1 protein-coding gene is annotated in these 583 nt (G+C 34.3%); it reads right to left on the reverse strand.

The genetic code is table 11. The features are described from left to right. The coding region (locus tag KQI85_RS16405; RefSeq protein WP_216577080.1) for a hypothetical protein at positions 1-583 on the reverse strand (583 nt) is incomplete at both ends.

The following is a 583-nucleotide window of genomic DNA, read 5'->3' on the forward strand; positions in this document are numbered from 1 at the left end:
TATCTGGTTTATCGAAACCAGCAGTATTATCAGTAACTTCAGCATCAGGTGTCTCAACAATTGAGAATACACTGAATGAATCTGTCTGGAATGTTAATGTATTACCTGCAGCAGCTGATTTTACTGTATAAACAGCTTCACCATCATCATATACTGTATATACTGTATCATTTTTAATAGCATTGTTTGTTACTTTTAACCATACTGGTGAGTTAACATCAATTACATCACCATCAACTGTAGCTTCCGCAACAAAGTTAACTACTGAATCTTTTACTCTATACTGTTCGTCTTTTGCCTGTAATGGAGATACTGTAATGCCAACTTCTTTATATTCTTCAGGATCTTCAACATTTACAAAGTTCTCATCATATGCATTGAATAATAAACCTGTAGCTTCTACATCTGTACCATTTGAAGAATCTGTACCAAGTACTGCATAATAACTTGTTAAATCTGATGCAAGTTCAGCTTCTGCAGATGCAAAAACAGAAGATTTTAATTTAGAAGAATCAACTTGTCCAGCAACAATAGCATCAGCAAGCTGTCCGGCAATATCTGATGTAAGATATGAACCTAATTC

Origin of the sequence: Falcatimonas sp. MSJ-15, from assembly GCF_018918265.1 — a bacterium.
Classification (GTDB): Bacteria; Bacillota; Clostridia; order Lachnospirales; family Lachnospiraceae; genus Falcatimonas.